The sequence below is a fragment of the Mesorhizobium sp. WSM4828 genome, assembly GCF_055811175.1.
In genome coordinates this window covers 55,117-79,411 of sequence record NZ_JBVVQK010000027.1, presented here as the reverse complement: position 1 = coordinate 79,411, position 24,295 = coordinate 55,117, and the positions used below count along the sequence as shown (strand labels likewise).

The following is a 24,295-nucleotide window of genomic DNA, read 5'->3' as shown; positions in this document are numbered from 1 at the left end:
GCAGAGACACAGGAGATCGCAGCGGTAGAAGGAGGACAGTTGTCAGTTTGGGAGAGAAACTGTTGCAGACTTCTATCTTGAAAAAATATCGCGAAGCTCTCCTGCCTTGGTACACCATCTATCCGACTGTGCCGGAGTTCTCCGCCGCAGTCGGCGCCGAAACTTATGAGGAATGGCTTAGAGGTCTACCGGCTGACGATTCGGTGTCGCTCTATCTCCACATTCCGTTCTGCCAATCGATTTGCTGGTACTGCGGCTTCCCTACCACCATCTCCCGCAATGCTGCGCCGATCCTCAATTATCTGGCGGCGGTACGTGACGAAATCCGTTTGGTCGTGGAGCAAGTGCCGCAGGGGCTGCCCGTGAACGACGTGCATTTCGGCGGTGGAACCCCGACCCTTATCGGGCCGGCGGAGTTTTTGGCCATGATCGAACTCCTGCGCCGCCGCTTCGCGTTCAGGAAATCTGCTACGATCGCCGTCGAGATTGACCCGCGCACGTTCACGGCCGAGATCGCCGAAGCGTTGGGAGCAGCCAACGTGAACCGCGCGAGCCTCGGGGTGCAGAGCTTTGATCCCATTGTTCAAAAAGCGATCAACCGGGTCCAGAGCCAGGCGCAGACGGCCACTGCCGTCGAAGAGCTGCGTCGGCATGGAGTAAGCGGCATCAACTTCGATCTGATCTACGGTCTCCCGCATCAGACGGTACAGTCCTGCGTCCAGACCGCGACCTCGGCGGTCGCCATGCGCCCCAACCGGCTTTCGGTGTTCGGGTACGAGCACAAACCGTCCCTCATAAAGAATCAGCGCCTGATCGAGGAGACAGCCCTGCCGGACAGCGTTGCTCGCGCGGAACAGGCCGCGGCCGTGGCCGAGACGCTGGTTGCCGCCGGCTACCAAGAGATCGGCCTCGACCATTTCGCCTTGCCGGACGACGAACTTATCCTGGCGCAGACTAGCGGTCGCCTGCGGCGTAACTCGCTGGGTTACTCGGCCGACACCTGCAAAACCCTGATCGGTTTCGGCACATCGGCTATCAGTCGCGTCGGCGAGGGTTACGTCCAGAACGAGGTTACACGGGATTTCTACAGCCGGCACATAGCAGCTGGCCGGCTGCCAACGTCAAAGGGCTACCGTCTCACGGACGAAGACCGCGTGCGAGCCGCAATCATCGAGCGGCTGATGTGCGATTTGGAGGCCGATGTGCCGGCAATCTGTGCGGCCCATCGATTTGATCCGATCGGTTTTCGCGGTTCAGCTGAACGGCTGGCAATGCTGGCTGAGGACGGGATAGTGGACATCGAAAAAGGCTTCATCCGAGTGCGGCAGGAGCATCGCTTCCTGATTCGCGCTGTTGCTGCCGCATTCGATGCTTTTCTCGACCGGGTTCGCCCGTAAGCACATCCAAGCAGCGTGAGGCGAGTCCAACGGATGACCGATCGTGCTAAACGGCACGCTCATGAATCACCGCAGGCGCCAGTGACGGCGGCCCTGCGACACCTGAAGTGCTTCGCGTTCCGAATGGACCAGCGTTGCCGCCTATGAACGCGTCATAATCATCGAGGTGACTAATTTGCGAGTTGCTCGGCTGTTCGACATCTGTGCCCCATGACTACCGCCGTTGGGTAGGCAAGAAGCTGTGTCGACAGCGAGAAGATCAGGATGATCTCGTCTGTGGCCCGCAGCACGACCGTCTGCATCGTGTCAAGTTTCGTTTCGGCTGCCCCCTTTTCATCAGTGCTGACGATCAACAGGTTTGGCGTGATGGGCGGAAACTAGCTTAGCCATAGTTAGTCTGGCCATGAGCTAGTAAAGACGTGGGTACGATCCCAGAATCCTAATGCCATCGATCGCCGCCAACCCAGCCAGCGCCGGGTGTGTCGAAACGTGTCCAGCGACATCGATGACATACTGATGGGTGTCCAGCCGCTCGCATGTTGGACGCTCATAGATGTTGAGAACGACTAAATCTTCCTTCGAGAACATGTTCAGTACATAACTGAGGTTTTGCTCTGAAACGCGGAGATGAAGTGTCGTCCGGTCGAATCCTGTCGGCGCAGGAGTGTTGCGCCCAAGCACCCACCACCGGGTTACGTTATGTAGCCCTTCTTCGATTCCTGTTCGCAAGATCTGCAGATTGTACAGCTTGGCTCCAAGTGCAGGACCAAATGCCGCTATCGAGAGAGACTTTTGCTCAGCCACGAAAGACGTCGCTCCCATGCGGCTCTCTCGCTCGACGTTCGGCATGTTCTCGTCCAGCCACGCGGCCACCTCCTGCAAGGCTACGGGATGGCCCATTACCTTGGTGATCGTCGCGAAACTCGCATCCCTGCTTGCAATCAGGCTGTAGCTCAGGACCTTCGGATACTCCGCGATGATCCTGGGAGACCTCAAGCTCAGGATTTGATCGAGGTAAGGAGTGGTTCCGACCAGAGAGGTCGTAGCTGGGGCGCATGCAGCGTCGACGCAGCCCTTTTCATATGCTTCGAACAATCCGTCGCTGAACGGAACGAGTTCAACCTGGTCACCAAAGATGTCCATCGTGGCTTGATGTGTCCAGGTACCCTCGGGGCCAATGTACCCGGCCCTCTTGATCCCGGAGGTGTCAATCGCTGGAGGCTGCTTGAATTGCTCGTTCATTCTCCGGCCACACTCGATCGAGAGTGCGTCAGACCCAACATCCCACGAAGAATCACATGTGGAGAGGCTGAGTGCAGAACATAAGAAGCCGGGGACCAGCCCCTCTTCACTCGCAAACATCTTGTTTCAGGAGGAATTGGCAGCTTCCCCAATCTGCTGCCCCGGTCGGCGGCACGTCTGCCCGGCTGTTGCCGGGCAGAAGCAGAAAAGTTCACCCAGCTTTGCTGAGACTGCCAGCGGAGGACTTGCCAGTACGGCGGTCCTGTTCGATCTCGTAGTTGATCTTCTGGCCCTCATTAAGGGTCGAAAGGCCCGCTCGTTCGACAGCCGAAATGTGGACGAAAACATCCTGACCGCCATTGTCGGGCTGGATAAATCCAAATCCCTTGGTGCTGTTGAACCACTTTACCGTTCCGGTCGCCATAATCGTATTCCTTTGTAACCATTTCGATGTGGGCAGGCCATAAGCCAGTCCGCTTCATATCCGAGATTTCAGGAGGAGCAAAAGCGAAAATTGCAAAAGCTCCGCTCCAATCGCAAAGCGGCTCGCAAGGCCCACCATGACCGACTCTCGCCGGAAGCATCTCCCGCACTGGCGCTCGGAATGGCTCAAAAATCAAGCGAATCCTGCAACGCTCCGCAATTCCAGAACCGCGTCCATCACTGGTTTTGGAGCCCTATCGCGGGATCTGCGATCTACATGTAAGCAAGGGTACCCTGACGACCAGCAGCTGCGGCGCGCTGACGCCACCACATTCGTCGCTCTCCGACGAGTAGTTTACCTAGCCACCTTGTAGAGCGGCAAGGGATTCCCATTCGCCGTGTCAGATCCGACAATGTCGGACAGAGCAGATTCGATAAATTATATTGCCGAAAGGGTTTTGCCATTTGGCACGGCTCGTGCGCGGTCATGGCAAACACGTCACGAAAGCCAGGAGAGTCCATGATCTCCCACCGAAAAAAATTGCCGCCTCACCTTCCCCCACGGACTCAAGGATAACGCTCGAGCCGGCCTGGAAGCATGCTGAGGGCTCATCCCGGCCCGGCTCTGTCCACTGATCCACTTGCTCCCAGTGAGGCCGAGGAGGACGCGGAACCTTCAAAATGAGGACAACTCCCTTCGCCTCGAACCTTGCCCACCGCCCGGTCACCACAACCGAAGGCATCGATAAATCTTCGGTCTGGCCGGCTGTGCGGGACACTTTTTGCGACCGCTGTGGCGTTTGTGACCACCGCTCCGGTTCTGGCTTGCCACCGATGACATCAAGGCAACGAATTTACTGCTCGATAACGGCATGGAGGTGGTCGTCATCCCCGATCACCCCGCGCCCATCGTCACTCGCATGGTGTGCTACAAATCTGCAGCGCCGACGAGCCGCCGGGGAAATCCGGCATCGCGCATTATTTCGAGCATCTGATGTTCAAAGCGACGGCCAATCACGCCGCCGACGGGTTGGACTGCGCGGTGGCCGAGATCGGCGGCTCGCACAACGCCTTCCCTCTTACCATTATACCGCCTTCTACGAAGGAGTGGCGCCCTCGGCGTTGGAGCAGATGATGAGCGCTCGGATAGCGTCCACGACGAATACGTATCCGCTCCGGTCTGCGATTCAGCGTTATTACAGCCCCAGTTTCCTCTTCAGTTCCGCGTTCTCCTTGCGCAAGCGTTCCGCGAGCAGGCTCTTCAGTCGCTTGTTTTCTTCTTCAAGCGCGAGGAGGTCCTTCAGATTGTCACCATCCGATGCAGGCGGCGCAGCCTTCTTCCATTTATAGTAGGTCTGTTCCGAGATGCCGGCCTGCTTTACGGCATCCTTGTGACTGGCGCCGCCGCTAATAGACTTCTCGATCTGGGCGAGCATCTGGGCACGCTCCTTTTCAGAGTAAATCTTCCGTCCGGTCCGCACGGCCGCTGCTGATCCTTCCTGCGCCTGAGGCGCCGTCTTGGCGGCATTCTTCCGAGCAGGCTGCCTAGGCTCAGCCTTCGCCTTCCGCGACCGGGGGGCTTTCTTCTTTTCAGGCGTCTCCACTTTCGCTGCCGGTTCTGTTGCAGTTCTTACTGATTCAGCTTCCAAGGGATTTGCCATAAGATGCTCCGCTCGCGGTTTGTGCATATGTTCAGCATCAAGCGCTACGGCACTAGAGTCAATAAGGCGACCATTTGGCAACTCCATCTCCTGGAGTTCCCTTGTTGTCTCGGCCATTGCTGCGGAGAGATCGACATCGCTCCAGATGGAACCACCCCGTTTTTGAGAACTGCGCTTCTGTCTGATCTCCACCGTGAACGGTCGGGTCTGCCGCCTCATAGTTTCTTCCTTGTTGGACACGAATTTACGCGGAAGTCGCGGCAGACGACGAATGAACGTCTGGGCTTTCTTCTGTCGCCCGAGCTATATGCATCCGACGACGCAAGCAAGCCTGCTGGCTAGCACACCCTGAACAGACCGTTTCCTATGAAGCCTGTGAGCAGGTAGACTACGCCATCTCGGCATCGACGAGGAGGTCGATACCCCCAAACCTGGCAGCATGCAAAGCTATTTCCCGGTGTGTCCGATAGTACATCGACGGCTTGCATCCACACTCAGAGAAGCTGCTCCAGAGCGCCGTTCCGATCTCGGTCCCGGAGCGCGTGTCCGTAAGGCTAACTCGGGACTGCGGGCCTGCACGCCTTCTGTGCCCCCGACCTCTCTCAGTGTTGCTCGACGCTTTCTCGCCGTGCCCTCGCCAGCGCTAGCGCAACGGCCGTCCTGCCCCGGATAACGCCGAGATTCGCGTTCAATTTGGCGAAGCCTCCTGGGGGGTGCAGTGGTCGCCGCCGCTCTGGTTCCTCTTCTTCCAGATGCCGCCGATCTCGATCCGGCGGTTGCGCGGCGTCCTGCTATAGAGGCGATACACCGGAGCCTTCGGGTTTGTGTTTCTACCGGCTCGCCAGTGATGTGGATGTCGAAGGCCAGAGTGGCCAGGTTGCCGCTCAGGGTGTTGGTTTCGGCATCGCGATTGGATCGGATGCCATCGTCGGATCTTCATCGCTCGCGCTAGGCATCACCGGTTATCTGGACTCTAACAACCTGTCCGCGGCCGGTTCCGCGGGCGAGACTCATAGAGCCACGGCCGTCTGCAATTCCCAGGCAAGATCTTAAAAACCTCGCTGTGCCTGAATGCGCTTCGAAGAGCATTGCACACTGCGTAGTTCCAGGTCCTACATCTCCGATAAATCCAGCGCCAATCATCCGTCCCCTTCAGGTGCAGTTGATGGGTTCCCTCAACAATCGGATTCGAAGCGTAAACCTCCGTTCGTTTAATTCCCCGCCTTTCCACCACTTCCGACTTTAGCTCTACGCCAGCGACGTCGATCAAATGGAAACAAACGCAATCGCGCACGGTGAGCGGCTCGAGTTGGTCTCGGAGCCAACTTCAGGCCACTCGTTCTGTTTTGGCCAGTATGCCGTTGCAAAAAATCCTATCGTAGATAGTTGAAAAGAAGCCGTAGTTTCGGCGCTGGTGATGCGGTTCCAACGAGTCGTGAATGCGGTGGACCTTGTCGTCGCCAACGACATATCGAAGCGGCCCAAGACCGATGCGGGTGCAGAGTGTGAAAGATGGGTCTGAAAAGCAATGAGGGTCATGGCAACAAAAGGCACTACGCCAGGTTCGAAGCGGAACAGCGTGAGTGGGAGTGCCACCAACCCTAGCCTTCCGGGTTGTGACATCGCCGCGTTCATCGCCCGCTTCAGGTCAGCGCCGGGAAATCAGATGGCGCGAGGTCGCCATACCGGAAATCGACCTTCAAGCGGTCGGGTAGGTAATCAGGCCATGGCGGACTGGCGCGCAGTCGCTCGCCGTAGCCGCAAACTGCATCGGGCCGGTCCGTTTTGGCACCGCGCTGCTGGCCTTGCTGCGGACCAGCGAAGACGAACGCGAGTCCTTGCGCCTTGAACGACGTCGATGAAACGTCCCGCGGCCAACTGGTCGTAGGCGACGCTAACCGGCGTTCGCGAAACGCCGAGCTCATGCCAGGCCACGGGACGACGGCAGCTGACCGCCCCGTTCATAGACCCCGGCCAGGATCTGCCTGCGAAGAGCTTCGTAGATCTGGCGCGCGCCCAGGCCTGGCGAGCGACCTGCCGACGCGGCACGTGAAGACTGGACCATTTGCTTTATCGCCAACTGGACGTTCAATCTGAACGAGCGTGACGGCATTGTCCCCCAAATCAAGAGGACTCAAAATCGATGATCGGCGCCGAAGATCAACTTGGAACCGATGCACCAACAACGCCGGCCTCGAACAACGCCGATCTAGCATTCGCCACCCGAGCCATCCATCATGGCTACGATCCGGCCGGCTTTTCCAATTCCGTTCAGCCGCCTGTGTTTCTTACCTCGACCTACGGATTTGAAAGCGTGGCAGCAAACGAGGCGGCCGCAGCGCTTGGCGGAAGACTCTACGCACGCGAATACAACCCGACGACGGAGATCCTCGAAAAACGGCTTGCCAATCTCGAAGGAGCCGAAGCTGGGCTGGTCGTCGCCTCGGGGATGGCGGCCTTTGGCACGCTGATCCTTTCGCTGCTTTCGCAAGGTGACGAACTGATTGTCCACAAGACGATCTATTCCAACACGCTCGCCATGGTCGAACAGGGATTGCCGCGGTTTGGCATCAACGTCGTTGCAGTCGATCTCTCAAACCCGAGCAATCTCGATGGCGCCATCACTGACAGGACCCGGCTCGTTTTCTTTGAGACGCCGATCAACCCGCTGAGCCGAATCCTCGACATCGCCGCCATTGCCGAACACGCCCATGCGCGCGGCGTGAAAGTCGCGGTCGACAGCACCTTCGCCTCGCCCGCGCTCCAGCGTCCGCTGGAACTCGGAGCTGACATCGTGATCCATTCGTTGACCAAGTACATCAACGGCCACGGCGATGTGCTGGGCGGCGCGATACTCGGTGATGCGAAAACACTACACCTGCTGCACGAAACTGGCCTGCGCTATGTCACAGGGGCAGCGCTCTCGCCAATGTCGACGTTCCTGATCTTGCGCGGGTTAAAGACGCTCACGTTGCGTATGGAACGTCACAGTGCCTCCGGGCTTGCGGTCGCTCAGGCGCTCGAGGCGCACCCGGCAGTGGCTTGGGTGAGCTATCCATTTCTCGGCTCTCATCCCGACCATGAGATCGCGCGTAGGCAGATGTCGCAGGGCTCGGGCATGTTGGCTCTCGGCCTCCACACAGGGTTCGAAGGCGCGCGTCGTATGATGGACCGGCTCAAGCTAGTCACCCGGGCGGTCAGCCTCGGCGACGCAGACAGCCTCATCTATCATCCGGCAAGCCTGACCCGCTCGCGCAAGTCAATTCGCGAGGACGCGCATTTGCCTGATGAAGTTGGCGACGACCTCATGCGCCTGTCGGTAGGGCTCGAAGACGCCGCCGATTTGATCGCGGATCTGCAGCAGGCACTGGACGCGGTCTAATGCCCAACGCTTTACCCAATCCAACGACGGGAGTTTCAGCATGGCGTTCCTGAGCGGCCTTTCCGCCTTCCCAATCACGCCGGGAGACGCTGACGGCCACGTCGATGCCCCGGCGCTGCGCAAGCTGATTGCACGGCTTTGCGCAGCAAACGTGGATTCCATCGGCCTGCTCGGCAGCACCGGCACCTATATGTATCTCTCGCGCGAGGAACGCCGCCGCGCGCTTTCCGAGGCCCTGGACGAGACGGGTGGACGGATCCCGCTCGTGGCGGGCGTGGGCGCCTTGCGCACTGACGAGGCGGTAAAATATGCAAGTGACGCGAAGGCCCTCGGCGCAGCCGCTGGCTTGCTCGCGGCCGTCTCCTATACTCCGCTCACCGACGACGAAGTTTTCGAGCATTTTTCTACAGTGGCGCGCGAAAGCGGTCTGCCAATCGTGATCTACGACAATCCTGGAACGACGCATTTTCGCTTCACGCCAGCGCTCGTCGGGCGCCTGGCACAGCTGCCTGAAATCCTCGCTATCAAAAACTCAACCGGCCGGGGCGATGCCATCAAACGGCATCTGGCGCACCAGAAAAAAATCGTGCCAGAAGGTTTCTCGATCGGCTACAGCGGCGACTCGAACGCCGCCGAGGCCATGATCGCCGGCGCCGATACATGGTACAGCGTCCTCGGTGGCATCTTGCCCGAGCCCTGCCTAGGAATTGTCAGAGCCGCTCAGCACGGCGATTACGCAGAAGCACACCGGATCGACGCCACGCTGGCCCCGCTGTGGGAGCTTTTTGACCTGTTTTCGAGCCTTCGCGTCGTCTACGCGCTCGCCGAGCTCCTCGACATCTGTCGCGCAGAGCCCCCACGGCCAATCATGCCGCTTCCCGCTGCCGCGAAGCGCCAGCTCGCCGGCGCCCTGGCCCGTCTGGGATCAGATACCGGATCGTAAGCCCCGAGACTTCAAATCATTGAAGGTAAGAACATGTACTACTGGAACCTAGCCGAGAGGTTCTCTACGATCTGATCGAGAACAACACGCGCTCGGCGTCCTGATCACCCATGGCTCGACGGACTGGACGCCAATCACATTCCCTTCGAACGCGACAGCTCGGCAGGAGAATTTGGCGCCCTTCGAGCCACTTGCACGCATCGACTCGGTCTGGCGGGATCGGCGAGGAGGTGCTCGTCATGTTCCGGGCCTCCGACGTCTACATTTCTCCGCAATGGTACACGAGCAAGCACGGGTTCCACAAACAGGTGCCGACATGGACTAGCTCGTAGCACATGCAAACCCTAAGTATCAAAGCCTCGACGTGCAAACAGCATCAATCGCTGCGCAGGATCTTTGCTTCAAGCGCGGCTGCCACAAAAGCTTTTCGAGCAGCTGGTGGATGAGCCTCACAACGCAGTACCTGCAAACAGGCGTCCATCGCTACCGTCCGTTTCTCGGTCTGACGATGAAGATCACGCAGCAGGATAGCGGCCGCCTCCTGACATCGAATACGAAACGCTCTGAGCTGCGGCCGCCAACCTGAACAACGACCGCCCTCTCAAATCTCTGCAAGCCGGTCATCTCTCCGCCCCTCAGGCGTTCGTGGGTCAATAGGCCGAGCTCGTCTTCTTTGCCGGAGCCGAGCCGGTTCCGCTGCGAACTGTGAAATGTCGAGACAATGCCCTCTTGGCCAGCCCCGCGCCAGCCTCACGAGCCGCAGAAGCCTAGGCTCGCTCTTTTCCTCTGCCCGCCTGCAGTCAGGGAGTCATTGCTTGGCGGAGGCTGCATCCTCCAGCATACGGCGCGATTCGCAATGCTGAAAAGGCGTCGCGCGCTGCACTTACAGACCCCCTCCGTTCACAACGTTCAGATTGCTCCCTCAGACTCTGGATCAACCGCGCATTGGGCAATAGCGTGCCCCTTATTCCACTGTTGGCCTCTGTCCGAAAATAGCGCGTTAACGAAATTTTTTAACCCGCCAATGCTTAATCGCGAGACTGAAGGCGTGAGGTGATCCATGGGTGACTCAAACATAAGCGCGTTTCCGCTGCATCGTCGGCGGAAATTGGTCGAAGGTATCGCCCGGGTTCTGGAATCCAAGAACGGGGAGGACGCCAATGCCTTCTGGCGCAGCACCGTGAAGACAATTCTCGTCCAACTGTCCCAATTAGGAATTGCACCGGGGCTCGCCGAACAGGAAATTGGAATGCTTCTCCGTGCTGTCTTAGGCGATATAGCCACCCGGTCTGCGAAAGTCGCACAATAGCATCGGCTCACGGAAGAATTGTAGCGTGAACAACCCCGGGGCTTCGCCGAGGGTAGCATCATTGCATCCGTCAATTGTAAGCTTCTCTTGCGGCGCCTATATCCAGGGACCGATGGCGGCGGCCTTGACTGAATTGCTAGCTGCCGCGCAGAGCGCACGGGACTGTCGCTGGAAGACTTTCAGGTACGAGCTGACGACGAGTTGAGACGTATGCCCGTCCGGCAGTGAAGATTGAGTCAGGCGCGAAGTCGGCACTCGACTCGAACACGCCGCAGATCATTCGACCTTAACTCGATGAAGATGCGCCAGGTCTCGATCTGAGCGTGCCCAATGTCACCACGGTCGATCCAGAGCGGACCTTTTGGGATAAGGCCGTGATTTTTGACGACCTGCGTCGCTGGTTTGAGCGTCGCGGCGAACTGCGTGGTGACGGCCAACGGATCTCGCGCCACTACAATGACATTCATCGGCTCATGAAATCGGAAACCGGCCGCCGGGCGATCGCGAAGATGGAGCTTGGCGCCGACTGCGTGCCTCATGCTCGCATGTTTTTCAATCGCAAGGACTACGACCTCGCGACTGCGGAGCCGCCGACATTTTCCCTGCTGCCACATGACGGGAATGATTGACGCTTTGCGGCGAGACTATGTTGCCATGAGCGCCATGATCTTCGGACTCGTCCCGAATTTCGACTTGGTGATCGAGAGCGTCCAACGGTTGGAAACCCTGTTGAACGCGCCAGAAGGCTGACATCTTGCCTCCCGCGCGTTTGCCATTTGTGCTTCGAAACTCGCGTAAAAGGCAACGTGGTACGGGGGCTGAGCAGTTCCGAAACCGCCCCTATCCAGCAGCGATTCAAATATTCGCAGATCGTCGCTCCACTTCCCGATCGGCGAACACCAGCAAGGAAATGCATCAGATGCCGCATGGTCTTCGGCTTATACGGCTAGGTGGAGTTTGCCGCAGAGGCAGACGTTTGCAACTGCCAGGAAAGGCTTTGACCGGTGGCAGTCGGCACGCACTCGACCCAGATACCACACGGAAACAGCAGCGAGCCCGCCGCGTGAGGAGCTTGAGACGCCGCTCGGCTTGAACGCACTGCTCCGGCATCGTCTGCCGGGTTATTCGCACGATTGTCGCCAAGCGCCGAGCGGATTTGCGGCCAGGTGAAGTCCGGGCACTCCTCGCACCTCGCCCTGGCGCAACACTGCATGCTTAACAGAAACGATAGCACGCACTCTCAAGATTATGGACAGGCGACGGCCGTTCGGCAGCGGGCTTCGTCGCTAGCGAGGACGAGGGTGTCGGGTCTCCAACCAAATGTCGGAGGTCGGACATCGAAGGCAGCTTACCATTTGGGTCGTTGAAAGCTTTGTTCCCTTGGCACGATCGGTGCAACGGATGATCCGCAAACGTTGAACGAACCGATCCGATGTGAGGGGGAGCGTCATTGCGTTGACCGTCCAATCAGTCTTCACGCAGTGGCTGCCGCGCAATCGCTTGCGGACGCCGGCCAGCCCAATAGTTCATCAATCCAGTCTGCGGAGAACAATACATAGAATGGGAGCGAGATCAGCATGAACTCGAATTTGAAATGTTTGGCCCAAGCAACTGCCATGAACTTGCTCTGGACGGTCACCGCTACGTCGGCGCACGAAGGTATGTGGATGCCGGGCCAGACTGCGGAAGTGGGCGCGGCCATGCAGGCGGATGGGCTCCAGATCGATCCCGCGCAGCTGAGCCGACTGTATGCTGCCCCGCTTAACGCGATCGTATCACTGGGCGGATGCTCCGCCTCCTTCGTCAGCCCGCAAGGACTGGTCGCGACCAATCATCACTGCGTGTTCCCATCCATGCAGTACAACAGCAAGAAGAGCCAAGACTATCTAACCAACGGCTTTCTAGCGAGGAGCCTGGGTGAAGAATTACCCGCCGCGCCCGCCAGCCGCATCTATGTGATCGAGGATGTGCGGGATGTGACCGCCGAGATGCTTAGGGGCGTCTCGGACACGCTGAGCGGCTTTGCCCGCCATGAGCAGCTCGACACGAATCGCAAGGCGCTAATCGCTGCATGTGAAGAACAGCCCGATCGCCGCTGCGACGTGAGGCCCTATTATGGCGGCGCCTTCTACTACCTCCAGCAGAAGCTTGAAATTGAGGACGTGCGCCTCGTCTACGCGCCCGCGCTCGGCATCGGCAACTTCGGCGGTCAAACGGACAATTGGATGTGGCCGCGCCACACGGGCGACTTCGGCTTTTATCGCGCCTATGTCGCTCCTGATGGTTCCTCCCGGCCCTATGCGCGCGACAACGTGCCCTACCGGCCGAAGAGCTGGCTGCGCATGGCCTCTAAAGGCGTCCAAGAAGGCGATTTCGTGATGGTCGCCGGCTTTCCCGGCGCAACGCACCGGTTCCTCACCGCCGATGAAGTCCGGTTCAACTTCGCCGACTACGAACCACTGTCTCAGCGTTTGCTCTCGGATTATGCCGCTCAGATCAACCAAGCCACGGCAGGCAATCGCGAAGCGCAGATCCGCTACGCCTCCATCCTGCAAGGCGTGGAAAACTACAGGAAGAAGCTGGCGGGCGATCTAGCCGGCGCCGACGCGATCGGCCTCGACGCGCGCAAGGCCATCGAGGAGAAAGCTTTTCGCGCCTGGGTCGCCGAGTATCCCGTGCGGCAGACGCGCTTTGACGGAGCAATCCGCGAACTGGACGGGATGGTGGGCGAGAATAGCCGGGCTTCGCTGGCGAGGCTGCGCCAGGCGTTGCTCAATCGCGCGCAACTACTGTCATCGGCACGCATTCTCTATCGCTGGACAAAGGAGCGCGAGAAGGCCGATGAAGACCGTGAAAGCGGGTTTCAGGATCGTGACCGTAGAGAAATCTCGGATCAGCTGACGCAGATCGAGCGCACCTATTTGCCAGACATCGATCGAAAGCTGTTCGAGGCCGCACTCGACGAATATCGCTGGCTGGATGCAAAGGACCGCGATACTGCTTTCGAAAGCGCTTTGGGCCAAATTGGCCTTGACCGACTTTATGCAGACACCAAGCTCGCAGACACGGCAACGCGGCTCGCCTGGCTTGACAAGCCCGCTGCTGCCTTCGAGGCGTCGGAGGACCCTTTCATCAAGCTGGCGGTCGCTCTCTATCCCGGCGACATAGCTGCGGAGCACGCTGCGAAGGACCGCGCTGGACGCACTCAGGCGGCTCGCGCCATCTATATGCACGGCCAGCGTGCCTACCAGCAGGCAATCGGCCGGCTGATGTATCCCGACGCGAATGGCTCGCTGCGCATCACCTGGGGCAAGGTGGCGGGGCGAACACGCGACGGGCAGATCTGGACGCCCTTCACCACGGCCGAGGGACTTCTGGCCAAAGAAACGGGCAAGGGTGAGTTCGATGCTCCAGATGCGGCTATCGCGGCGATCCGAGCCAAGGATTATGGACCCTATGTCGCGCCGGCGCTGGGCACGTTACCGGTCAACTTCCTGTCCACCGCCGACATCACCAACGGCAACAGCGGCTCGGCGACGCTGAACGGACGCGGCGAGTTCGTGGGTCTCGCCTTCGACGGCACGCTCGAGGGCGTAATCGCTGACTGGGGGCGCGACGCGGACCGCAGCCGCAGCATCCATGTCGACAGTCGCTTCATGCTCTGGACCATGGACAAGATTGACGGCGCTGGCCGGTTGCTAAAGGAGATGGGAGTGCTGCCAGCGTCGCGCTCCTGAGCGGGGTAGTCTGGCGGTAGGCGCACGCGTCGGCCTCAGCCAGCCAGAACGGCACTTCGGGGACATTGACGTGAGCTTACCACAGCGATTGTCGATCGAGCTCGGATCGGCCTGCGCTCCAGGACCTCGTTGCGATTGTAAATGAAATCACGCCGGAGTCGCGGTCGGCGCTGGCCCATGACATCATCGCGATGGCGGTCGCCACGCCACTGCGCCAGCTTTGCGAGGAGCTGATTACGCTGATGGCCCGGGCCATCAGCACCGGCACCGCTGAGACGCCGGGGCATACATTTCTGCCGTTCGATATCATCCGCCGGAGATTATGAAACTGATGGAATTCTATCATGAGCGCCGAGTTTCCTCTCGCAAATGAAAGAAACCTTGATTGACTCTCCTGCCCCATTCCGGTCTCCTGAATCAACGTGCGGTTGCGGCGTGCAGAAGCCAGTCGACGGTCGCGATTCATGAAAGGAAAGCCATGCGAGTGCGACTGAAGTGCTGATGAACTGTGCTTTTCCTGGAAATGTCCACGAGCTTGAAAATTGCGTGCAGCGGACAGGCGTACTAGCGCCCGGGGCCATCAATCGGCATAACGACTGCGCCTGCAGCCACGGACAGTGTTGTCCCGCGGCGCCGTGGAAGAGCCGATCGGGCAACATGGTTCTGCAACTGGGGCCGATGATGCCAGCCAGGTCGGCTACGGCGCCGAATGAGGCTGCTCCTTGGGCGCCGCTACGGCCCCGCCCGTCGTCGGCGATCAGGCCCCGCTGGCGCCTGCCAGCGCAGCCTCTTTAAAGGTGAGATCGCGAGCGTGTCATCGCGGCCATAGAGAGATGTGGCTCGGTGCAGGCAAAGGCGGCGCCTGCTTGGACTGACACCGCGCCAGATTGGGTACACGCTGAGGAAATATGGCTTCAAGATCGAGCGTCCTTGAAAGGACGACCGAGGCAAATATCAGGGGCAAATCAAGCGTGGGTGGTTTGGCGGGACCTTGGCCCGACGACGAGTGGATGCGGACCTGAACGTCGGCGCCAATTCGACCCGGGAGGACAGCCCGCCCGACCTCACGGGGTCAATGTGCTGACAAAGGCGGTGTGAAGGCACCCTCTGTCGGCCATGTGCTGTCGACCATCAGTTCATCCCGGATTCCCTCTGCGACTGAAACGGAGAAAAAACATGTCCGACGCAAAACTGCAGAGTGTGCTTTCGTCTCTTTCGGAAGTGGCGAGACAGTTAGATGCTCTGCCATCCAATAGACCAGCGCCGGATTCAAGTTGGGTAAAACTAAACACGAATGAGAACCCATTCCCGCTTCCAACAATCATAAAACAAAGTGCGATCGCGGCCCTCGAACGGCAGTATCTATATCCAGAAGACGATAATATCAGCTTGAGAGAAGCAGCCGCCAATGCCTATAGCGTCTCCTTGGATCAGGTAATCGCCGGTAACGGGTCGTCTGAACTGCTCGGCCTTGTCTACAGAGCTTTTCTTGCCCAGGGGGATAGCGTGGCGATGATGTCGCCAGGGTTTTCGTTTAACCGCAAACTTGCCAAGTTGCAGGGTGCTCAATTTTTGGAAATCGAATTTAGCGAAGATCATTCCTTGCCGATAGAGCGATTGCTCTTCGGTCCTGCAAAGGACGCCAAGTTCATTCTGCTAGCCAATCCGAACAATCCGACCGGAACGTTCGTTCCGGTGGCTGATATCGAACGCCTGGTAGCGAAATCGGACCGCTTGATCGTGCTGGATGAGGCCTACGTCGACTTTGCACCCGAGAATGGTCTGCGCCTCATCAATCGCCATTCGAACCTTCTGGTCTTAAGAACATTTTCGAAAAGCTACGCTGCCGCCGGCATTCGCGTCGGTTTCGCTTTCGGTCACCCTGAAATTATCGGCAGGCTACGCAACATCCAGAACGTCTTTAATATGAATGTGATCGGGCATGCGGTTGGTGTCAGCATCCTTGCGCACCGCGCCGCCTATGCAGACAACCACAGACACATCAAGCATCAACGACAGCGAGTGACGCTCGCGCTGTCGCAACTTGGATTTTCCGTAACTCCTTCCCACGCAAACTTCTTGCTAGCCCGCGTGCCAACGGGACAGGACGGCTCATGGTGGCAGTCAGCCTTTGCAAGGCAAAAAATACTTGTTGCCGTCTTTCCCGATGAAGGTTTGGAAAATTACATCCGCGTCAGCATCGGTACAAAAGAGCAAATGGATTCATTTCTTGGTGCCGTTAGTCATATTAGAGAGATTTAATTTGTAAGATCCACGCCTTTTAACAACTCTATGCTTTGGCGCTCGCCAGATAATAATCAGCAGATTACACAACAGATAGATCTTTTAATTGCTTGGAACCTGCAAGCGGTGAGACTTGTTGCGTCGAACTTGGAGACAATATGATGAATAAGGTTTTTCCTTCAGACCTAGCTGTCGGCATCTTCGATCACCTGGACGAGGACGGCCTCGATATCGCCCGACAATACGAAGATCGCCTGATGTTAGCGGAGGCGTGCGATCGCCTTGGGTTCTATGCATATCATCTCGCGGAGCACCATTGTACCCCACATGGGAGAGGTCCATCACCGAATCTGTTCTTGTCGAGCGTAGCCCAGCGAACCCGGCGCCTTCGTGTCGGCCCATTGGTAATGCTGCTTACCCTCTATCATCCGCTACGTGCGTTCGAAGAGATCTGTATGCTGGACCAACTGAGCGGCGGCAGGCTCGAACTTGGAATAGGGCGCGGCTCGCTCCCGATCGAATTGGGTTACTTTGGGATTGGCTCGGACGCGGCGCCAGACCACTATGCGGAAGCCAGCGAAATTCTTATCAATGCACTGAAAGGCGGCACGCTATCCTATCAAGGCCGCCATTTTGAGTTGAACAGCGTTCCGCTGACGCTAAGAACTCATCAGCGTCCACATCCGCCGACTTGGATCGCCACGAATCGACCCGAATCGGCAGCCTGGGCCGCTGCGAATGGCGTGAACATCGCGTGCGTGGGACCTTCCAATTCTGTTCGCAGAATTACTGATGCCTACCGCGCCGGTCGAGAGCACACCAGTCACGCGGACGAGCAAACGCCATTTCTTGGATTGCTCCGAATGGTCGTGATTGGGCGTTCTGAAACAGATGCACGTTCACTCGGCGCACCTGCTTACGAACGGTGGCTCAAGAGCTTCAAATTCCTTTACGATCTCAATGCCATGCCGACGCCACCAAACCTGCCGCTGACCTTCGATGCAGCAATCGAGAAGGAATTGTGCGTAGTAGGAACGGCAGCTTCTGCGGGACAAGCTCTTCTTGATCAGCTGGAAGAGGCAGGTGCGAACTACCTCCTTTGTCAACCGGCATTTGGGAATCTGTCTTTAGATGCTTCCCTATATACCGCAACGGCGATCCAATCCGTAATTATGGCTCGAGTTGGCTAACCTCGGTGCGGCACCGCTCCTTTACGACGCGTCCATCACAGACAGCACCCACAGATTGCCGGCCACACGTCAGGTCTGGGAGCCGGCTTGGAGACACACCAGTTCCTCGCCACGAATGTCGTCGAACGAGGCGTAGTTAAGATTGTAGAGCTCGCAGTAATGTCCGCCCGCGGCCAATAGCTGGTCGTGGTTGCTTCAGCGGCGACGTTGGCGCTTCCGCCGCGGAGCCCCGTGTTTAGCAGAGCGGCGGACATTGCGGGCCGCGTCTCAGGCGAGAATTCCTGATGGTTCCGGGAAGGTGGCGATCGCAACCTGAACACGATGTCGCTGTCGGCCGCCACCAGCCGCCTTCAAGCGATCGCGTCGAAGCGTTCAATGTGTATTTCGTTAGCCGGTGCCGCTTCCGCGCGAAACTCGGAAGAAACGGTTGTCTTCCTCCAATCGCCAGAAGGTCACCAATTGGTATTATTTGCTCGTCCCATCGACGAGCCGAACCGCAACTTTTCAGCAACGCCCTCCGACAGAGCCGAGGGGCCACTACTGTGGTCAGATCTCAGTTTCTTCCGCGAGAGCTAACGCATCTTCGATGTCAACGGCGAGGTATCCGGACCGGATTCTCGATTGTGGTGTGACCTAGCAGGATTTGCACCGTGCTGCCCCAGAAAGGCTGAGCTTTGTCGCGAATTGAAAGAGCCAGTCCGCAAGGGTGTCCGGCCGATCGGGATAGGGATAGGCGCCGAGAAATGTCTCCATACGCCTCGCGGCAAGGTCCGGTTGCCGTTGCGCTTAAGTGACCAACTCGCCCGCATCCGTCCCATTCTCGGGTGGTACGGGCCTGCGGCGACCGGTCGATCTGGACGGAATGGTGTCGGCAGACGGAATTGCTGAAGTCGATGGTCGACGGCCTGCATTGTAACCATCCAGATGGATATCTGCGGCCGCACGGCATCGACTACGAGTACTTCGCCGTAAACGCCTTAGAGGAGGAAGGGCAAAACCCCTCCTCCCCGCCGCTCAGCCCGTAGCAGACCGCTTTCCGGTTTGCCCCCGGGCTCTTACAGTAACCCGGAAACACCGCCGGTCGGATGACGGATATCTCTCCGGTTTGCCCTCTTTTCAACCCGGGTGCCTGCCGCTCGTGGAAATGAGTTTTGGAGGTAGCGCTCAGCGAAGAGCCGCGCTCCGGCGCGGAGCGCAAGCTCACGGCAAGGAAGAAGCCGATACGCGCTGGCAGACTTTGATTATAGGCGCATAAGATCACTCACCAATCACACCTAACCTCGCTTGAACGGGGCAAGCCGCCGACGCATCTTGAGACGCCCTGTACGACACCGCCGGTAGTCAAAACGCTGCAACAGATCCTTCACATCAATTTACAAGATCTTCACGATCGCCAGTCGTTGACAGTGGTACGGTCACCGCAAGTCTGAGGTCCGGCACGGCTATCAAAGTAATGCCGACTACTCTCGGACCGCCGCACAGCACGCAACATCGGGTTAACATCAATGGTAAAGAAGAGCGCTCATCTTGGTTGAAGGTCATAGGGCTATTGGTCCGCTATACGTCCAAGTGGCTCTGTGTCTTGGTCTTCTACGTCATTCGCTGCCCGCAGCGCCTGCCGGTCATCTTCCGCTCTTCCATCGCTTAGAGAGTGAAGTGCCACCATGTCCGAACAACCCTTGCCGACGCTGCCGATGTGGCGCGTCGATCACATCGAGCCCTCGCCCGAGATGTTGGCGCTCTGCGCCAATGGACCGATCCACCGCGTGCGCTTCCCGTCCGGGCACGAAGGCTGGTGGGTGACAGGTTACGACGAGGCCAAGGCGGTGCTGTCCGACGCGGCATTCCGGCCCTCGGGAATGCCGCCGGCGGCATTCACCCCGGATTCGGTGATTCTCGGTTCGCCGGGGTGGCTGGTCTCGCACGAGGGGAGCGAGCACGCCCGGTTACGCGCGATCGTGGCGCCGGCCTTCAGCAACCGCAGGGTGAAGCTCCTCGCGCAGCAGGTCGAGGTGATCGCCGCGCAGTTGTTCGAGACGTTGGCGGCCCAGCCCCAGCCCGCCGACCTGCGGCGCCACCTCTCCTTTCCGCTTCCGGCCATGGTCATCAGCGCGCTGATGGGCGTGCGCTACGAGGATCACGCCTTTTTCGCCGGGCTGTCCGACGAGGTGATGACGCACCAGCATGAAAGCGGCCCGCGCAGCGCGTCGCGCCTGGCCTGGGAAGAACTGCGCGCCTACATTCGCGGCAAGATGCGGGATAAGCGCCAGGATCCGGGCGACAACCTGCTGACGGATCTGCTCGCGTCGGTCGACCAGGGCAAGGCAACCGAGGAAGAGGCGATCGGCCTGGCGGCGGGCATACTGGTGGCGGGGCACGAGAGCACTGTCGCGCAGATCGAATTCGGCCTGCTGGCCATTTTCCGCCATCCGCAACAGCGCGAACGTCTGGTCGGCGATCCGTCCCTGGTGGACAAGGCGGTGGAGGAAATCCTGCGCATGTACCCGCCGGGCGCGGGCTGGGACGGCGTCATGCGCTATCCGAGGACCGACGTGAACATCGCGGGCGTGCATATTCCCGCGGAGAGCAAGGTGCTGGTCGGCCTGCCGGCGACGTCGTTCGATCCGCGCCATTTCGACCACCCGGAAATCTTCGACATCGGACGCGACGAAAACCCGCACCTGGCGTTCTCCTACGGGCCGCACAACTGCGTCGGGGCGGCACTGGCCAGGCTGGAACTCAAGGTGGTGTTCGGTTCCATCTTCCAGCGCTTTCCGGCGCTGCGCCTGGCCGTGGCGCCCCAAGAACTGAAGCTGCGCAAGGAGATCATCACTGGCGGGTTCGACGAGTTCCCGGTGCTCTGGTGATGCGCGGACGCCGCCAGGGATCGCGATCTTCTCCGCAATTTGCCGGCGCGCCTGGCGCGCGCCGGTCTGATCAGCCAGCCAACAGGTAACCAGGATGGACGTGCAAGAAACCACAGCAGCATGCCGGGACGCCTTCGCCGAACTGGCGTCGCCAGCGTGCATCCACGACCCGTATCCGTTCATGCGGTGGTTGCGCGAGCACGATCCGGTGCATCGCGCGGCGTCGGGCCTCTTTCTGTTGAGCCGCCACGTCGACATTTACTGGGCGCTCAAGGCCACGGGCGATGCGTTTCGGGGACCGGCGCCGGGCGAACTGGCGCGCTATTTCCCGCGTGCGGCGACCAGCCTGTCGCTCAATCTGCTGGCGTCCACGCTAGCGATGAAGGACCCCCCGACGCATACGCGTCTGCGCCGGCTGATCTCGCGTGATTTCACCATCCGCGAGATCGACAACCTGCGGCCGAGCATCGGGCGCATCGTCGCAGCGCGCCTGGACGGCATGGCGCCCGCGCTGGAGCGCGGGGAGGCGGTGGATTTGCATCGGGAATTCGCGCTGGCCTTGCCCATGATGGTCTTCGCCGAACTGTTCGGCATGCCCCAGGACGACGTGTTCGGGCTCGCCGACGGCATAGGCGCCATTCTGGAAGGCCTGAGCCCGCACGCCAGCGATCCCCAGCTCGCCGCGGCGGACGAGGCCAGCGCCAAGGTGCAGGCCTACTTCGGCGACGGCATACAGCGCAGGCGCACCGATTCCCGCCACGACATCGTGTCGATGCTGGTCGGCGCACACGACGACGATACTGACACCTTGTCGGATGCGGAGTTGATCAGCATGCTGTGGGGCATGCTGCTGGGCGGCTTCGCCACCACTGCTGCGAGCATCGACCATGCGGTCCTGGCGATGCTGGCGTATCCCGAACAGCGGCACTGGCTGCAGGGGGACGCCGTGGGGGTGAAGGCATTCGTGGAAGAAGTCCTGCGCTGCGACGCGCCCGCCATGTTCAGCTCCATTCCGCGTATCGCCCAGCGCGACATCGAACTGGGCGGCGTGGTGATTCCGAAGAACGCGGACGTGCGCGTGCTGATCGCGGCCGGCAATCGCGACCCGGACGCCTTCGCCGATCCCGACCGCTTCGATCCCGCGCGGTTCTACGGCACCAGTCCTGGCATGTCGAGCGACGGGAAGATCATGCTGAGCTTCGGCCACGGCATCCACTTCTGCCTCGGTGCGCAACTGGCCCGGGTGCAGTTGGCCGAGAGCCTGCCGCGGATCCAGGCGCGCTTCCCCACGCTGGCATTGGCCGAGCAGCCGACCCGGGAGCCCTCCGCGTTCCTTAGGACGTTCCGCGCGCTGCCGGTGCGGCTGCATACGCAGGGGGGCTGAAATGCGCGTCGTGGTCGACCAGGATCTGTGCGGAACCACCGGGCAGTGCGTGCTGACGCTGCCGGACACCTTTCGCCAGCGCGAACCGGACGGCGTGGCCGAAGTGTGCATGGCGACGGTCCCGCCGTCGCTGCACGCGGCCGTGCGGCTCGCGGCCAGCCAGTGCCCGGTAGCCGCCATTCGGGTCATCGAAACCGACGCTGGCGATGACGAGCGCGCCAGCGCCGACCCTGCGCCTTCTCCGGCGGAAACCGGCGGCATGCCGGGAAAGACCAACGCAATCCAGAAGGACACGATGGGACGGTTTGAAAGCAAGGTGGCCGTGGTGACCGGCGCCGGCGCCGGCATTGGCAAGGCATGCGCCCTCGCCATCGCGCGCGAGGGCGGCAGAGTGGTGGTGGCCGACATTGATGACTCGGCGGCCATCGCCTGCACCGCGCAGATCGCGGCCGAAGCGGGCCACGCGCTGGCCATGGCCATGGACATCGCCGATGCCCAGGCGGTAGCAGCGCTGTTCGAGACGGCGGAGCGGCACTTCGGTGGGGTCGACCTGCTGGTGAACAACGCGAGCGCCATGCATCTGACCCCGCGCGACCGCGCGATCCTCGACCTGGACCTGGCGGTATGGGATCAGACCATGGCGACCAATCTGCGCGGCACGCTGCTCTGCTGCCGGCAGGCCATTCCACGGATGATCGCCCGCGGCGGTGGCGCGATCGTCAACATGTCGTCGTGCCAGGGGCTCAGCGGTGACACCGCGCAGACGTCCTACGCCGCGTCGAAGGCGGCGATGAACATGCTGTCGGCCTCGCTCGCCACCCAGTACGGTCATGCGCAGATCCGCTGCAACGCGGTTGCGCCGGGTCTCATCATGACCGAGCGTCTCCTCGTCAAGCTGGACGAGCGCATGCAACGGCATCTGCGCCGGCACCAGCTCCTGCCGCGCGTCGGCCGCCCCGAGGACGTGGCCGGGCTGGTGGCGTTCCTGCTCTCCGACGATGCTGCGTTCATCACCGGCCAGGTCGTGTGCATCGACGGCGGCATGCTCGCGCATGTGCCGACGTACGCCGACGGTCGCAACAGCCGCGCCGCGCGGCCTGCCGGCGACACCGCCGAAGCGGCCGCGGCGCCGCGCTGCTGATGGACATGTTGCTCAACCCGCTGAACCGTCGGCACCGGCTGCGGTACGACATCCCGGTCCTGCCCGGCGCTTTCCCCCTGGTCGGGCATCTTCCCGCCATCGTCTGCGACCTGCCGCGCCTGCTGCGGCGCGCGGAACGGACCCTGGGCAGCCACTTCTGGCTGGATTTCGGCCCTGCCGGACACCTGATGACTTGCGTGGATCCGGATGCGTTCGCACTGCTCCGGCACAGGGACGTGTCCTCGGCGCTGATCGAAGAGATCGCACCCGAATTGCTTGGCGGAACGTTGGTTGCCCAGGACGGCGGCGCGCACCGGCAGGCGCGCGATGCGATCAAGGCAGCGTTCCTGCCCAAGGGGCTGACCCAGGCCGGCATCGGCGAGCTGTTCGCGCCCGTCATCCTGGCGCGGGTGCAGGCGTGGCGCGACTGCGGCGACGTAATCATCCTGCGCGAAACCGGCGACCTGATGCTCAAGCTCATCTTCAGCCTCATGGGGATCCCCGCGCAGGACCTGCCGGGATGGCGTCGCAAGTACCGGCAACTGCTGCAGTTGATCGTCGCGCCCCCGATCGACCTGCCCGGACTGCCCTTGCGGCGCGGCCGCGCCGCCCGCGACTGGATCGACGCGCAGTTGCGCCAGTTCATCCGCGACGCGCGCGCGCATGCCGCGCGCACCGGGTTGATCAACGACATGGTGAGTGCCTTCGATCGCAGCGACGATGCGCTCTCCGATGACGTCCTGGTCGCCAATATCCGCTTGCTGCTGCTTGGCGGTCACGACACCACCGCCTCGACGATGGCCTGGATGGTGATCGAGCTGGCGCGGCAGCCTATGCTGTGGGGCGCCCTGGTCGAGGAGGCGCAACGCGTGGGCGCGGTGCCGACCCGGCACGCGGACCTGGCGCAGTGTCCGGTCGCCGAGGCGCTGTTCCGCGAGACGCTGCGCGTGCATCCGGCGACCACGCTCCTGCCGCGTCGCGCGCTGCAGGAATTGCAACTCGGCAAACGGCGCATTCCCGCGGGCACCCATCTGTGCATCCCACTGCTGCATTTCTCGACCTCGGCGCTGCTATACGAGGCGCCCGATCAGTTCCGTCTGGCGAGGTGGCTGCAACGCACGGAGCCGATCCGGCCGGTGGACATGCTGCAGTTCGGTACCGGCCCACACGTCTGCATCGGCTACCACCTGGTATGGCTGGAAATGGTGCAATTCTGCATCGCCTTGGCGCTGACCATGCACAAGGCCGGGGTGCGGCCGCGGTTGTTGAGCGGCGTCGAAAAAGGCCGACGCTATTACCCGACCGCACATCCGTCCATGAAAATCCGCATCGGATTCTCATGAGCGGGTATCGCATGCCCCGTGTGGCGAGGCGG

19 protein-coding genes and 4 pseudogenes are annotated in these 24,295 nt (G+C 60.5%); 17 read left to right on the top strand and 6 right to left on the bottom strand.

The window, feature by feature from the left end; genetic code table 11:
- The first annotated feature begins 62 nt into the window (after positions 1-62).
- Positions 63-1,397 (top strand): oxygen-independent coproporphyrinogen III oxidase, encoded by a 1,335-nt coding sequence (hemN, locus tag AC0L2X_RS25680; RefSeq protein ID WP_473600554.1) that lies wholly within the window; start codon positions 63-65, stop codon positions 1,395-1,397.
- A 181-nt stretch (positions 1,398-1,578) separates the two neighbouring features.
- On the opposite strand, the pseudogene AC0L2X_RS25675 reads toward hemN, so the two are convergent.
- From AC0L2X_RS25675 to AC0L2X_RS25665, 3 genes and pseudogenes are all read right to left on the bottom strand, one after another.
- Positions 1,579-1,750, bottom strand: a pseudogene (locus AC0L2X_RS25675) (SIS domain-containing protein); the annotation flags it as partial.
- 55 nt (positions 1,751-1,805) lie between these two features.
- On the bottom strand, positions 1,806-2,639 hold the full coding sequence (locus AC0L2X_RS25670; RefSeq protein ID WP_473600553.1) for a prephenate dehydratase: 834 nt from the start codon (positions 2,637-2,639) through the stop codon (positions 1,806-1,808).
- Between the two features lie 211 nt (positions 2,640-2,850).
- A complete protein-coding gene (locus AC0L2X_RS25665) occupies positions 2,851-3,063 on the bottom strand; it encodes a cold-shock protein (RefSeq protein ID WP_095777381.1) in 213 nt (70 codons plus the stop codon).
- A 744-nt stretch (positions 3,064-3,807) separates the two neighbouring features.
- On the opposite strand from AC0L2X_RS25665, the pseudogene AC0L2X_RS25660 reads away from it, so the two are divergent.
- Positions 3,808-4,202 (top strand): annotated as a pseudogene (locus AC0L2X_RS25660) (M16 family metallopeptidase); the annotation flags it as partial.
- Between the two features lie 56 nt (positions 4,203-4,258).
- On the opposite strand, the gene AC0L2X_RS25655 reads toward AC0L2X_RS25660, so the two are convergent.
- Positions 4,259-4,942, bottom strand: coding sequence for a transposase (locus AC0L2X_RS25655; RefSeq protein ID WP_473600552.1), 684 nt, complete (start codon positions 4,940-4,942; stop codon positions 4,259-4,261).
- Between the two features lie 1,424 nt (positions 4,943-6,366).
- Positions 6,367-6,648: a hypothetical protein gene (locus AC0L2X_RS25650; protein ID WP_473600551.1), complete on the bottom strand. Its 282-nt coding sequence runs from the start codon at positions 6,646-6,648 to the stop codon at positions 6,367-6,369.
- A gap of 218 nt (positions 6,649-6,866) precedes the next feature.
- Here AC0L2X_RS25650 and AC0L2X_RS25645 point away from each other — a divergent pair, with 218 nt between their 5' ends.
- The 3 genes from AC0L2X_RS25645 to AC0L2X_RS25635 all read left to right on the top strand — a co-directional run bounded on the left by AC0L2X_RS25645 (position 6,867) and on the right by AC0L2X_RS25635 (position 9,380).
- On the top strand, positions 6,867-8,105 hold the full coding sequence (locus AC0L2X_RS25645; protein ID WP_473600550.1) for a trans-sulfuration enzyme family protein: 1,239 nt from the start codon (positions 6,867-6,869) through the stop codon (positions 8,103-8,105).
- A 40-nt stretch (positions 8,106-8,145) separates the two neighbouring features.
- Positions 8,146-9,048 carry a dihydrodipicolinate synthase family protein gene (locus tag AC0L2X_RS25640; protein ID WP_473600549.1) on the top strand — a complete coding sequence of 301 codons (903 nt, stop codon included), beginning with the start codon at positions 8,146-8,148 and terminating at the stop codon, positions 9,046-9,048.
- A 110-nt stretch (positions 9,049-9,158) separates the two neighbouring features.
- Positions 9,159-9,380, top strand: a complete 222-nt coding sequence (locus tag AC0L2X_RS25635) for an FMN-binding negative transcriptional regulator (RefSeq protein ID WP_473600548.1) — start codon at positions 9,159-9,161, stop codon at positions 9,378-9,380.
- 44 nt (positions 9,381-9,424) lie between these two features.
- Here AC0L2X_RS25635 and AC0L2X_RS25630 read toward each other — a convergent pair whose 3' ends face one another.
- On the bottom strand, positions 9,425-9,529 hold the full coding sequence (locus AC0L2X_RS25630) for a DUF982 domain-containing protein (protein WP_473600547.1): 105 nt from the start codon (positions 9,527-9,529) through the stop codon (positions 9,425-9,427).
- Between the two features lie 579 nt (positions 9,530-10,108).
- Here AC0L2X_RS25630 and AC0L2X_RS25625 point away from each other — a divergent pair.
- The 12 genes and pseudogenes from AC0L2X_RS25625 (at position 10,109) to AC0L2X_RS25570 (ending at position 24,263) form a co-directional block, all read left to right on the top strand.
- Entirely contained in the window at positions 10,109-10,357 is a 249-nt protein-coding gene (locus tag AC0L2X_RS25625; protein WP_473600546.1) for a DUF6074 family protein, read from the top strand.
- 323 nt (positions 10,358-10,680) lie between these two features.
- Positions 10,681-10,986, top strand: coding sequence for a hypothetical protein (locus AC0L2X_RS25620; protein WP_473600545.1), 306 nt, complete (start codon positions 10,681-10,683; stop codon positions 10,984-10,986).
- Positions 10,987-11,934: 948 nt separating this feature from the next.
- Positions 11,935-14,094, top strand: a complete 2,160-nt coding sequence (locus tag AC0L2X_RS25615; protein ID WP_473600544.1) for a S46 family peptidase — start codon at positions 11,935-11,937, stop codon at positions 14,092-14,094.
- Positions 14,095-14,213: 119 nt separating this feature from the next.
- Positions 14,214-14,420: pseudogene (locus AC0L2X_RS25610) on the top strand (LacI family transcriptional regulator); the annotation flags it as partial.
- A 175-nt stretch (positions 14,421-14,595) separates the two neighbouring features.
- A complete protein-coding gene (locus AC0L2X_RS25605; protein WP_473600563.1) occupies positions 14,596-14,889 on the top strand; it encodes a hypothetical protein in 294 nt (97 codons plus the stop codon).
- Between the two features lie 381 nt (positions 14,890-15,270).
- Positions 15,271-16,356: a histidinol-phosphate transaminase gene (gene hisC / locus AC0L2X_RS25600; RefSeq protein WP_473600543.1), complete on the top strand. Its 1,086-nt coding sequence runs from the start codon at positions 15,271-15,273 to the stop codon at positions 16,354-16,356.
- 143 nt (positions 16,357-16,499) lie between these two features.
- Complete coding sequence (locus AC0L2X_RS25595) at positions 16,500-17,528, top strand: LLM class flavin-dependent oxidoreductase (RefSeq protein ID WP_473600562.1); 1,029 nt, start codon at positions 16,500-16,502, stop codon at positions 17,526-17,528.
- A 1,664-nt stretch (positions 17,529-19,192) separates the two neighbouring features.
- Positions 19,193-20,395 (top strand): cytochrome P450, encoded by a 1,203-nt coding sequence (locus AC0L2X_RS25590; RefSeq protein WP_473600542.1) that lies wholly within the window; start codon positions 19,193-19,195, stop codon positions 20,393-20,395.
- 94 nt (positions 20,396-20,489) lie between these two features.
- Positions 20,490-21,779 (top strand): cytochrome P450, encoded by a 1,290-nt coding sequence (locus tag AC0L2X_RS25585; RefSeq protein ID WP_473600541.1) that lies wholly within the window; start codon positions 20,490-20,492, stop codon positions 21,777-21,779.
- A gap of 1 nt (position 21,780) precedes the next feature.
- A pseudogene (locus tag AC0L2X_RS25580) lies at positions 21,781-22,088 on the top strand (ferredoxin).
- Positions 22,075-22,920 (top strand): SDR family oxidoreductase, encoded by an 846-nt coding sequence (locus AC0L2X_RS25575; RefSeq protein WP_473600561.1) that lies wholly within the window; start codon positions 22,075-22,077, stop codon positions 22,918-22,920. Before AC0L2X_RS25580 ends, AC0L2X_RS25575 begins: the two are co-directional and overlap by 14 nt.
- A complete protein-coding gene (locus AC0L2X_RS25570) occupies positions 22,920-24,263 on the top strand; it encodes a cytochrome P450 (RefSeq protein ID WP_473600540.1) in 1,344 nt (447 codons plus the stop codon). Before AC0L2X_RS25575 ends, AC0L2X_RS25570 begins: the two co-directional genes overlap by 1 nt.
- Positions 24,264-24,295: the final 32 nt, after the last annotated feature.